The following is an 11,154-nucleotide window of genomic DNA, read 5'->3' on the forward strand; positions in this document are numbered from 1 at the left end:
CGTCGGTCAGATTCGGCCGCTGCTACGTATCCGAAACCGTCGCTCGAAATCGGTGACGAACACCGACAGCGGCACCGAAGAGGTGGAGCGCTCCACGACGCCATCGTCAGCGACATAGAAAACCGCACGGTCCAAAGCCAGGTCACCGTCCGGCACCGGCGAGCGCACCAACCAGCCCACGCTGATGCGATCGGCCCGCAACCTCGACAGCGAGTATCCGGTGGTGTCGTAACTCCGCTGGCGGATGTGATCCCGGACCAGATCGAGCGCATCCGCTTCGCGGATCCCGGCGACGCGATCGGCAACCAGATCCGCGAGCATCAACTGGAATAGTCCACCGGCGATGTCGACTTCGTCGCCATCGCCGACGACCTGCACCATCGCCTCGCGACTCACCGCGCCCGCCTGCGCCGCCAACACCAACAGTTCGGCGGCTTGCGGGTTTTCACCCGACCGGTCACCCAGCAGGCTGACGACAACTCCCGCAACCGTCGAGACGGTCCACACCGCAGGCAGTGCCGGCGCGCACTCCGGTATCGGAGCGGATTCGCCCCGATACCATCGACCGGCCTCCCACCAGTAACAAAACGACAGCAATCCGGTTATCGCACGCGGATTGAGCACCGGATCCGCCACCCAATCCGGTGCTCCCGCAAACAATTTCGGCATCGCGCCACTCCCGTTGTACACGGCGTCCAAGACCGGTGCGTCCCACACGCCGCCCGACAGCACCGCCCGGCCACCGGGCAGCAGAGTCAACGTCGAGCCGCTGCGTCCCGCACTTTCGAAGATGCCCACCGATGGTCCGATCCGCGGTCCCCGCCTCGATCCGACCGCCACGAAGGCCGCAGCCAGCACCGCCCACCGGGCCCACAACACCGCCAGCTCCGGCAGCTCACCATCCACGGCCACCGCTTGCACACCCGCACGGCTCCCGTCTACGGCAGCCTGCGGTGGCCTCGACTGGCGTTCACCGTGCCCGATGTAAGCCGCCAACCACACCGGCAACCGAGCGCGCGGATAGCGTTCCACGTCAGCCAGATAGGCATCCGGTGCGAACAACTGCTCACCGGGGAACGGCTCCTCCGCACCGTGATCGGGGACGACCTCGACATTGTCCGCGTCGATGCGCACCAGCAACCGCCACCACGGCCCATACTCCGAGCCCGCGGACAGCTGCCGATGCCGACGCACCATCTCCCACACCGCATCCGATACCTGGTACCGAATCGACCGGCTGCCGTCGTCGACCATCAGCTGCGCCGATTCGGCGACCACGGTCATCGCGAACCACGCCGCCAACCGTTGCCACCCGGGCGGGGCAAGCTGGCGCAGCCCATCCGCGATCCGATCGGCCAACGCCGCGAGATCCGCACCGCCGGAACTGGTCACCGCGCACTCCGACATATTCGGAACCACGTATACGCCAGGACCTGAGACATCGAGGGATCGCCCCACAACGGTTGACCCACATGATCTCCCTTCGGAACCCCGCCCGCGCACGACGCCGGTCTATGTCAACATGTGTGAAATGAATCCAGGTATCATTCACATCAGTTGATGAACCTGATTGCACCACGCCCGACGTTGTCTGTCAACGGTCGTCAAGCGATAATGGTTTGCAACCATTCCAGTTGACGGGAAGGCGATCGGTGGATGAAACAGCCTCGACGTTGGCGTCGAAATTGACCCATCTGTTCGATGTCGTGCGTAGGCCCGATGGTCGTGAGTTCAGCAACGAGGAGGTCGCGACTGCGGTTGCTCGTGATCAGGGGGTGAAGATGTCGGGTTCGTATGTTTGGTACTTGCGTACCGGTCAGCGGGACAATCCGACGTTTCGGCACTTGAGTGCGTTGGCTCGGTTTTTCGGGGTTCCTGCTGCGTACTTCTTCGATGATGAGACCAGTCGTGAGGTCGACGCCGAGTTGGGTCTGTTGGCTGCCATGCGGGATGCGGGGGTGCGTGATGTGGCGTTGCGGGCGGCGGGTCTGTCTGCGGAGAGTTTGGCGGCGGTTACCGATGTGATCAACCGTTTTCGCCGATTGGAGCGTCTGCCCGCGGGTCCGTCCGGCGAGCAGTAGCGCGCGGCGACCGGCCCTTCATTGCATTACACCGCTACGACCAAGTCGTGTCGGGTGGATCGATGTGTCAGACCACAATCGGGTTGCCGGGAGCCACATTGCCCATGGGCTCGACGGTGGTGAAAACCGGAATCGTGCGCGAGGCTGCCAAGTAGGGGGTGCCCTCGGTATATCCCGTGCCACTGGCACCGCCGAGCATGCGCACTGCAAGTCGATAATGAGTGGTGCGCCAGCGGAGCAGAGCGGCCGAGAAGTTTGCCATCACTTCCGCCAGCCGCGCCAGTTCGGATCCGGCGATGTCGCCCGAGCGGCTCGCGCCGGTGTAGGCATCGTCGAGCGTGCATTCCCCGCCGGCCAGAATCCGGCCGCGTACCTCGGGCACCGAGTGGTATGCGGGCGAGTCGACACGCTCGGCGTCCGGGCGCCGACACAGCGACTCGACGAGCTTGTAGCTTCGCGACTGGATCGCGCTGGCGCCCTCGGTGAACTGACGAAACGTCCGGAAGGACTCGATCTGCATCGTGGCAAGCATCGAGAGCAGCGGTGCCGCCTCGCGCAGCGCAGTCGTCGAGTTGCTGATGAAGTAGACCGCTCGGCTCACGTCGCTGGCCGCCAGTGCTGCCACGGCACCGCGCAGGTGCATGGCCAGAAGTGTGAAGGTTGTTTCGAAGGTCTGCAGCACCCGAAGAAACAGGTACTCGTCGTGCATGGTGTAGACCGGAAGGATACTCAGCTCGAGCGCACGCCGCTCCGCGAAGGACATATCAGCATGTACGAGTGCGCTGACTTGCTGTGCCCGGTTGACCGGCTCGTCGTCGGTCAACCCGCGGTCCAGTGCCAGGCGCGTCAGCGCTGGCTGGATCGCACGCAATCCGTGCCGAATCCGCTTGTCGACCACATTGCGTGGCGGACGCATCGTCGGCAGCAGGGTGGCTCGGTCCTGTATCGCGGCTAGTTCGAAGGCCAGCACATCCGCGAGAAGTTGCACCGTGCGCCGATCACACCGAGACCGCGCGAAAAGCGCCTGCTCAATCGGGTCATCGATGACCGGCAGCTCGAGCAGCCGCAGCGCCAGGTAAGTCGGGTAGTCATATCGGTTGTCCAGTTTATCCAGCGCACAGTCCAGAAATGCGGCAAGGACTCGTACCGGGGGCCAAGGACCGCCGAGCCGGGGCAGTACCGCGCGGGCCTGGTCGAGCAGTTCCAATGTATCGGTGGGCACGAAGTGCTTGCCGACACTGTGATATCCGCGAAGAACTGCGTCGTAGGGGAATCGTTCAGCGGCCGGCACACATAGCCACGACATGAGTTCGGCGGTGGACATCAGAGCCTTTCTGTCGATGCAAAAGAAGAATTCAGAACGTACGTCGGATATTGCGCAGGGCTGCGCATAGGGCGGTGACGTCCTCGACATTGCTGTAGTAGTGAAATGACACCCGCACCACGTCGTGACGTGGGCTGACCGCGATGTCATTTTCGGCCAGTTGGCGACCGAGTCCGGCGGGGTCGGCGTCGATAATTCCGATATGTGCGCCACGGCGCTCGAGCGGGACGGCGCGCACACGCTCACCTTGGGCGCTCAATTGCTCGCGAGCCAGTTCGCCCAGGCGCCACACGTGATCGCGAACAAGTGCGAGATCCAGCTCACCGACAAGCTGCAGCCCCGCTACGGCGGCATAGCATGCCGGCACAGCCGGTGTACCGGTTTCGAATCGAGTCGCCGATGCCGGGTAATCCAATTGGAAGGAATTGAAAGCAAACGGATCGACTCGCCCGAACCAGCCTGTCAAAGTCGGCATGTGGTCGGAATATTCGGGCGCACGGGCGTAGAGGAAAGCGAGGCCGGGCAAGCCGAGTAAGTACTTCGAAGTACCCGCAACGAGGAAATCGCAGCCGAGACTTCCGACGTCCACGGGATCCACACCAACCGCCTGATAGGCGTCAACGAAGACTTCGGCACCGGCCGCGTGCGCAGCCTGGACCACTTCGACGACCGGCAGCCGCACGGCGTGCTGATAACTGATCAAAGGCACCGAAACCAAGCGGGTTGTTCGGTCGATGAACGCTGTGAAGCTATCCACGGTATGACCGGCGTCTACAACCTCGGCGCCGCACTGCCTCTGGGCACGCCAGACATGGGCAATAGACGGAAATTCGGCTGTTGTGGTGACGATTCGGGGGCGAGTTCGCCAGCTCCGCGTAGAGGCGACCTGGAAGGCGCCGATCGATGCATTGGGAACTACCGCCACTTGGTCGACCCGCGCACCGATCAGTGCCGCAAACCGACTGCGTGCCACACTGATCTGGTTCTCGAATGCCTCCCAAGCTGCGCCGGCACGGGTCATCTCCGCAAGCATCCGAGCCATGGCACGGTCGAGCTCCACCGAACGCGCCCCAAGGCTGCACGTAGCCAGATGTACTGCGCGTTGCAACATCGGAAAGTGAGATCGGAATGCCTCAGGAGATATCGGTCGACTACTCATCGCCGAACTTCCTGGGGAGGATCGGCATTCGGCTGCGCCATCGGCCCGGTGTCCGTAAGGAGACTTCTGACTTCCCACAGTTCGGGGAAAAACCTGTGCGAGATCAGTTTGGTCAGCATTGCGACCGGCGTGCCCTGTGTGCCGGTGGCATGATGTCCGATCAATCGTGCGGTGATCTTGAAGTGCCGCACCCGCCACAAAGATACCCGTTCATCCCATTCGATCAGAGCCTCGGCCAGACGGTGTATTTCGGAGTGCTGCTCGGTCCGATATATTTCGGCAAGGTCGACGCCCCGCTTCTGCACGAACGTGGTGAACGATTTCCCGATAATCCGACTATCCCGCCGCACCGAAAGCCAGCCCGGAGAATCGGATCCAGAACCGTGGCCGAGAACGGTACGGATCGTTTGGAAGTCCCATGGTGACAGATGGCGCATCATCTCCAACTGATCGGTGATGAGCCCCATTGCCAGAGATGCTCGGGTCAACAATGCGATTGCGCTGTTCGGATCGGCATTGTCGATATCGTCGGCCGCCTTGCGTAACTCGGCGCTGGCCAGCTTGAGCCACAACTCGGTCGACTGATGGACGATTTGGAACAGTAACTCGTCACGGTGCACCATCTCGTCCGAGCGACGCTGCAGATCTAGAAGTCGATCGGTGCGCATGTAACGGGCATAGTCGTTATCGCCCTCGCCACCCAATATCTGCTGGGAGTAATCCTTCATCGCAACACCTCGATGCGACACATTGCGTCGATGTGTCGCCGGCAAGGCTGATTTCCGCCGGGTATTTTCCAGGCGATCGAGCCCAGCTCGTTGTCACCTGAAATTGGAACAGCCATACGTGGCGTGGCCCCGGGCGAGGGGGTTCTCTCTACTCGAGAACTGCTCGTGCGGGCAGCTCGAAGATATATCCTGCATCCGATCGGATTCACACCATCCGTCCGAAAGGGGTTGAAATTCATCTCATCCTTCTTGCATTGGAGCCAATTATCGTGCGATTCGGTACCCGGTCTTCTTGCTGCGGGCAAATTCACTATCGGGGCCGATAGGACCGGCGGTGCTCGTAACCGACCGGCACGGATCGGTGGTCCCGTGCAGGCGGGATCGCCCAGCACCACAGGTAAGGGCGACCGGAGAAGTTCTCGATGAGTCCGCGGCGAGCCGGTGCAGCTCCAGCGCTAACGCGCGCAACTCATCGGCATCGACCCACAACGGTTGACCCACATGATCTCCTTCGGAACTCCCGCCTGCGCGTGATGCCAGCCGTATGCACTGCGACCGACACCGGCGATATCGCACCGCGGTCGGTCCCCGCCTGTCGCGGTGCCGGGACTGTGTTGTATTCGCGGACAGCCAGGGTCGTGGCCTCCTCGCTCCGGTGTCGAGCAATGCTGCGGTGAACCGAGGACCCGCCGACGATCGGCCTCCGGTGTGGCTCCTGCCCACTGCCGGTCCTCTCGCGACGACATAACGCACCTGCCAGCATGTCAACATGTGTGATTGCGAGGCCAAATCTCTTCACATCAGTTGATGACCCTGATTATTGCCACGCGTGGCGTGTCCTGTCAACGGTCGTCAGCCGATAATGGTTTGCAACCATTCCAGTTGACGGGAAGGCGATCGGTGGATGAAACAGCCTCGACGTTGGCGTCGAAATTGACCCATCTGTTCGATGTCGTGCGTAGGCCCGATGGTCGTGAGTTCAGCAACGAGGAGGTCGCGACTGCGGTTGCTCGTGATCAGGGGGTGAAGATGTCGGGTTCGTATGTTTGGTACTTGCGTACCGGTCAGCGGGACAATCCGACTTTTCGGCACTTGAGTGCGTTGGCTCGGTTTTTCGGGGTTCCTGCTGCGTACTTCTTCGATGATGAGACCAGTCGTGAGGTCGACGCCGAGTTGGGTCTGTTGGCTGCCATGCGGGATGCGGGGGTGCGTGATGTGGCGTTGCGGGCGGCGGGTCTGTCTGCGGAGAGTTTGGCGGCGGTTACCGATGTGATCAACCGTTTTCGCCGATTGGAGCGTCTGCCCGCGGGTCCGTCCGGCGAGCAGTAGCGCGCGAAGAATTCGACCGAGCAAGGACTGCCATGCGGACCACTGATTTGCGGAAGCGCTGCGAACGGCGAATCGACACGCTCTGGCTACCGGCTCGTTTCGGTATCGGCGAAGTGCGCGAGCGTCTGGAGAGTCATTTGGGCAGACGGATCGAACTCATCCCGATGGCCTTGCCGCCGGCGAGTCCGCTCGGCTTGCTGATCACCGACGAACGCGGGCATTCCGTCATCTACGAGGAGTCCGCCAGTCCGATTCACCGCCAGCAGATCATCTTCCACGAACTCGCACATCTACTTCTCGGTCACACGGGTCAGCCGGCGGGCGATGACCGAAGGCACTGCCTGTTCGTGCACATCGCCGATCGGATCGAGGGACAGATTCTCGCCAGATCCTGCGGATCGACCGAGCAGGAGGCCGAGGCGGAGATGACGGCGACGTTGCTCCTTCAGCGCGCACACCGCGCGAGCCAGCCGGTCACCGTCGCCGCCGATCCGGCGATAGCCGACATCGTCCACCGCTTGGATAACTCACTGTGACCCACGAACCGATTCTCCCCATCTTGCTCACGGCGTTCGCTTGCGTCACTGTCCTGGCCATCAAGGCTCGCGACATCCTTCAGGATCCGGACAACGGGATGCACCGTGCGAGTGCGCTGTTTGCTGGCGCGATCCTGGCGACCATGGCGTTCTGGCTCGAGTCCGATGCCATCGACCACCACACCCATGTTCCGGAAATCGGCATACTACTCAGTGATGTCACGGCGATGCTCGCGGTATGCGCGAGCCAGATGTGGTTCGTGTACCTCACGACACCAGCCGAGATCGCTCGCCGCAGGTCGCGGCTGTGCTACGCGGGGTTCGTTGTCGTCGTCGCCGCTGCTGTCGCGCTGTTCGTCATGTCCCCGTCGACGTCTCCGAACGGTGCACAGTATCGGTATCTGTTCATCTGCTACGGCGGTGTCAGCGCCGTCGCGGCGGTAGTGTTCGGGTTCCGCTACGCCGTCCTCACTGCGAAGCCATGGTTACGCATCGGATTCCGCGTCATCGCGATAGGCGGCATGGTCGTGATGGCGCGACTGACCTTTCTCGGCTACACACTCGTCGTAGTCGATCTCGGCCACACACCCCAGCCGATGTATGCCGCCGTCGACGGGGTACTGACCGTCACCGGATTGCTCATCGTCATCGCGGGCATGGCACTGCCCTCGGGCGGTGAGGCTCTCGAGTCGCTGCTGCACGCTTACCGATGCCACCGAACCGAACGACAACTCAGCGGGCTGAGCTGGCACCTGACATCCGCCACCGGCACGGCGTGCGCTGTGCCCCTCCCCGTCGGCCGCGAATGGAATCCTTTGCGGGACGCCGAATTCCGGCTCTGTCGCCGGGTCATCGACATTCGGGACGCGCAACTAGCGCTGCGCGGGTATGCCGATCCGCAGGTGCGGCGACTGGCCGTCGAACGGTCCGATGCGCTCGGCCTTCCGGACCATGAGCGCGGCCCGGTGATCGAGGCGGCCGTCATCGCGGCCGCGATCCAGGCGAAGCAGGCAGGTATACCGCCTCGGCACAACACGACGATGACCCTGTCTGCCGAACACAGTGGCGCAGACACGCTGCTCGACGAAGCCAGATGGCTCGGACGTGTCAGCCGCGCCCTGCGATCTTCCGAGATGGCGGGTGTCCAGGCAGCGCCTGGACACGAGAACTGAGGCATACCGCCACGATTCGGACCTGACTGGCCGGCTCAGCCGTTGGCGAACGCACGGTCAGCGAGTGCGGCGATGACCGGTCCGACTGTTCTGGTGTAGCTGACGGTGAGGTGCGCGGTACACCAGATTGTCACCGATGATGAGGGGGGAGCAGGCGGCAGTGCAGAACTGTCCACAGAAGCCACAGCACGACTCCCCACCTCGCGGTGGAACATACCCGCCACAACACGGGCTGCCGGCACTGAATTGGGATATCAATCAGATAGAGAGCGCTTCGTGACGATACTCCGCCTCGCTGACCCGGTAGATGACGTTCGTAGCCGGCTGCAACCTTCTTCGGCCCCGCATAATAACGGCCAACTCCTTGGTGGGTAACAATGGAAGGGCGGCCGTCACACACTGAGCACTGGTCGATGGCATTCGCGAAATATCGGTTAAGCTCCGCCGTGGCAGGTAAGCTTTTTGCCCGTTCTCATCGACTAGATAATGGTATGAGGTTGGCTTTTCGCCAATTAGGCCGAAGCCGACCGCGCGAAAGGCGCTACCCTTGAAACCTAAATTCGGGTTCACTGCCGTAATGATAGCCTGTTGCTCAACGGATTCACCGTCCGACAACCTCTGAATACTAGCATGAGCATAACCGTACAACATACTCATGGTGTTTTTCGGCGAGGCCTCGCTGTTCCAGGCGCGAGTGAGCTCGAGTGCGCGTCGATGATCGATCCCCGCCGCGTTGAGAATATTCTTCTTATACGTTCGACTGACCGGGGAATAGCTAACTATCGCGAATGGCGAATTAGCTTTGTCTACAAACGCTCCGAAAGCAAGTGAGTCGTCGTCCCTCGCCGTGTGTAGGTAATGAAAAGACTCTATATATGCCCTCGTGAGATCCAAATCAATAGGTCTGAATATCACTTTTCTACCGGTAAACTTTTCCGTGGCTACCGCTCCACCTGCCGCACCTTCAAAGCGGTCATCCATGAGCAGGGGTCCTGTGATTTCCGCGCCAGGCGGAAAAGGTGATAACGTCTCGTCGCCATGCTCGGGTAGCTCGAATTCCTCCTTGCGGTCCGCGTGGAGACGATGAAGCCTTGTTATCTGCTGAGTGGCGATCGCCGCTATGAGATCCATATTGAGATGGACGCGGCCCTGCTCGATCGCGTATTCGAGCACGTCAAGAGCTGAATCAGCAGCGCCTGTTGTTACAAGCTCGGACGCAATCTTCACGACATTATCATTACCTGCGAGCCAAATATCATCCGGCTCATAGCTACACGCAACAATCATCACTTGAACCGCTAGGTCGAACGAGCTCGCCTTGAAGTCGTGCTCCCTTTCGTAGCGATCAACGGTATCGACGGTTATTTCGGTGCTATGCAAACGTATCAGTGTAACCAACGGGTTATAGGGCCACGGTTTATTTGCGGCTGCGTGCAGCGCGCGCGAGTTGCTCATGTTCGCCGGTCTTCCCTTCTCCTGAAAGGTATGCGGTGGTGAAGAAATTCGCTCGCCTGCCGGAAGCGATTACGGACACCGTCAAAGAGGGGAAGTACCGATGGGTGGGGCGGCTTGACCTTACCTCGAGCCACTTCCGTCGCGATATTGGACGATATGTGGCGAAAGATGAACGGATATCGATTTAGGAGACATCGGAAACTGCGTCACCATTCAGTGATGCAAGCCGTGATCCGACGTCATTGGATACTTGATCGAACAGTGGTAGCAGTTTTGGAAATTTCGACACCTTCCTACGGGCGACTACGCAACTCTCTTGATATTCAGAAAATGTTGGCCGAGCATGGTGACGGCCATTCTGTGAGACATGGAAGAATGGAAGTATTTTATCGAGTGCATAAACAAATCTGGCCTCGTCGCAGTCCATCTCCATATATGTTCTGAAGTCTGCGGAGATCGAGGGGGATAGCGTGTCGAAATCGTGCAGCACTTGGACGCCGGCCGCCTCTTTCGCCAAGGCGCGGGTTTCCGACCGACTGGCGGAATCGAATACCGAAACATCGCCACAGTAGACCTCTTCCAATTCATGGATGAGGGCAAGCCGAGCAATGAGACCGCGATCCAGTCCCGGATCGATGAGGTCAGCCACCGCGATAGCAACCAACGCCAATTCGAAGCTGTGCTCGGCGTCGTTCTCTTTCCGAAATCCGCTAGCTGAATCCGGTATTTCATTGGCGCGTGCGATTCGTGCAAGGTTGGTGGAGAACTTTTCCAAGACTGTCGTGACCACGCCGGCCTCCGCTAGCTCGGTTGTGCTGTCAGCCACTCGGTCTCCTAACGCACGCCTCCCGGGCAAGAGTCCTCTAACTCTACGGGTGCCAGAGCGTCGCGGCCATCCCTCGCGGAAGCCGAACCTCGCGCGGGCGGAGGAGTCGCGCGCCGGTTCGGCCTCGAAGTGGCTGCGGGCCTGCGTGATTCCCCGACCATCGATGTCCAAACGCGCCGGACATACGGCGCCCCGGATTTTCCGGAGTCGGTTGGTTGACTTCTGGTCACGGCATCGTCGAAGGAGATGTGTTCGTGGCCAAGCGTTATCCCGAAGAGTTCCAGTTGAGCTTCTGGTCGGCTCAGACGAACTCCGTTGCGGCCATTTACCTTTCATCAAAGGGGAGAGTGCAGTGGCCAGTTGGCGCGAACTGGATGTCAGCCGTCGGCGAGACGTACGGCCCGTACCGAACTGGCGCGCCCTGCCGGTGTACGTCAGTACCAGCCGCCCCAGCCCTGGTCCCCGCCCCAGCGACGTGACCTTCAATCGCGACGCAACGGGCCGCCGGGAGGCATTGCCTACCGGCGGCCCAGCCGCTCTTCGT

Annotated in this window: 10 protein-coding genes; 4 read left to right on the forward strand and 6 right to left on the reverse strand. The window is 61.1% G+C overall.

Annotation, left to right across the window (positions count from 1 at the left end):
• Window positions 1-6: 6 nt before the first annotated feature.
• Entirely contained in the window at window positions 7-1,392 is a 1,386-nt protein-coding gene (locus tag ACQP1G_RS13480; RefSeq protein ID WP_433203106.1) for a hypothetical protein, read from the reverse strand.
• A gap of 260 nt (window positions 1,393-1,652) precedes the next feature.
• Here ACQP1G_RS13480 and ACQP1G_RS13485 point away from each other — a divergent pair, with 260 nt between their 5' ends.
• On the forward strand, window positions 1,653-2,081 hold the full coding sequence (locus ACQP1G_RS13485; protein ID WP_433203109.1) for a helix-turn-helix domain-containing protein: 429 nt from the start codon (window positions 1,653-1,655) through the stop codon (window positions 2,079-2,081).
• A 67-nt stretch (window positions 2,082-2,148) separates the two neighbouring features.
• Here ACQP1G_RS13485 and ACQP1G_RS13490 read toward each other — a convergent pair whose 3' ends face one another.
• Genes ACQP1G_RS13490 through ACQP1G_RS13500 form a run of 3 tightly spaced genes read right to left on the reverse strand, consistent with a single transcriptional unit; the run spans window position 2,149 to window position 5,292 of the window.
• Window positions 2,149-3,405 (reverse strand): tryptophan 2,3-dioxygenase, encoded by a 1,257-nt coding sequence (locus ACQP1G_RS13490; protein ID WP_433203112.1) that lies wholly within the window; start codon window positions 3,403-3,405, stop codon window positions 2,149-2,151.
• A gap of 31 nt (window positions 3,406-3,436) precedes the next feature.
• A complete protein-coding gene (locus ACQP1G_RS13495; protein ID WP_433203115.1) occupies window positions 3,437-4,564 on the reverse strand; it encodes an aminotransferase class V-fold PLP-dependent enzyme in 1,128 nt (375 codons plus the stop codon).
• On the reverse strand, window positions 4,561-5,292 hold the full coding sequence (locus ACQP1G_RS13500) for a tryptophan 2,3-dioxygenase family protein (RefSeq protein ID WP_433203118.1): 732 nt from the start codon (window positions 5,290-5,292) through the stop codon (window positions 4,561-4,563). The genes ACQP1G_RS13495 and ACQP1G_RS13500 overlap by 4 nt, the downstream gene beginning before the upstream one ends.
• A 900-nt stretch (window positions 5,293-6,192) precedes the next feature.
• Between ACQP1G_RS13500 and ACQP1G_RS13505 the strand changes: the two genes are divergently transcribed.
• Genes ACQP1G_RS13505 through ACQP1G_RS13515 form a run of 3 tightly spaced genes read left to right on the forward strand, consistent with a single transcriptional unit; the run spans window position 6,193 to window position 8,329 of the window.
• Entirely contained in the window at window positions 6,193-6,621 is a 429-nt protein-coding gene (locus ACQP1G_RS13505; protein ID WP_433203109.1) for a helix-turn-helix domain-containing protein, read from the forward strand.
• Between the two features lie 32 nt (window positions 6,622-6,653).
• Window positions 6,654-7,157, forward strand: coding sequence for a hypothetical protein (locus tag ACQP1G_RS13510; protein WP_433203121.1), 504 nt, complete (start codon window positions 6,654-6,656; stop codon window positions 7,155-7,157).
• Window positions 7,154-8,329 (forward strand): MAB_1171c family putative transporter, encoded by a 1,176-nt coding sequence (locus ACQP1G_RS13515; protein WP_433203124.1) that lies wholly within the window; start codon window positions 7,154-7,156, stop codon window positions 8,327-8,329. The genes ACQP1G_RS13510 and ACQP1G_RS13515 overlap by 4 nt, the downstream gene beginning before the upstream one ends.
• A 258-nt stretch (window positions 8,330-8,587) precedes the next feature.
• Here the strand turns inward: ACQP1G_RS13515 and ACQP1G_RS13520 are convergent, their stop codons facing one another.
• Together ACQP1G_RS13520 and ACQP1G_RS13525 are read right to left on the reverse strand one after the other, a co-directional pair.
• Window positions 8,588-9,709: a hypothetical protein gene (locus ACQP1G_RS13520; protein ID WP_433203127.1), complete on the reverse strand. Its 1,122-nt coding sequence runs from the start codon at window positions 9,707-9,709 to the stop codon at window positions 8,588-8,590.
• 259 nt (window positions 9,710-9,968) lie between these two features.
• The gene (locus ACQP1G_RS13525) at window positions 9,969-10,610 is read right to left on the reverse strand and encodes an HD domain-containing protein (RefSeq protein WP_433203130.1); all 642 of its coding nucleotides are present in this window, start codon (window positions 10,608-10,610) and stop codon (window positions 9,969-9,971) included.
• Between the last annotated feature and the right edge of the window lie 544 nt (window positions 10,611-11,154).

The sequence above is a fragment of the Nocardia sp. CA-107356 genome (assembly GCF_050946365.1).
GTDB lineage: Bacteria > Actinomycetota > Actinomycetes > Mycobacteriales > Mycobacteriaceae > Nocardia.

What these genes read in the sequence shown, in the direction of transcription:
- ACQP1G_RS13490 (WP_433203112.1), bottom strand. Translation starts at nt 3,405, where the DNA reads ATGTCCACCGCCGAACTCATGTCGTGGCTATGTGTGCCGGCCGCTGAA.
- ACQP1G_RS13495 (WP_433203115.1), bottom strand. Translation starts at nt 4,564, where the DNA reads ATGAGTAGTCGACCGATATCTCCTGAGGCATTCCGATCTCACTTTCCG.
- ACQP1G_RS13500 (WP_433203118.1), bottom strand. Translation starts at nt 5,292, where the DNA reads ATGAAGGATTACTCCCAGCAGATATTGGGTGGCGAGGGCGATAACGAC.
- ACQP1G_RS13510 (WP_433203121.1), top strand. Translation starts at nt 6,654, where the DNA reads ATGCGGACCACTGATTTGCGGAAGCGCTGCGAACGGCGAATCGACACG.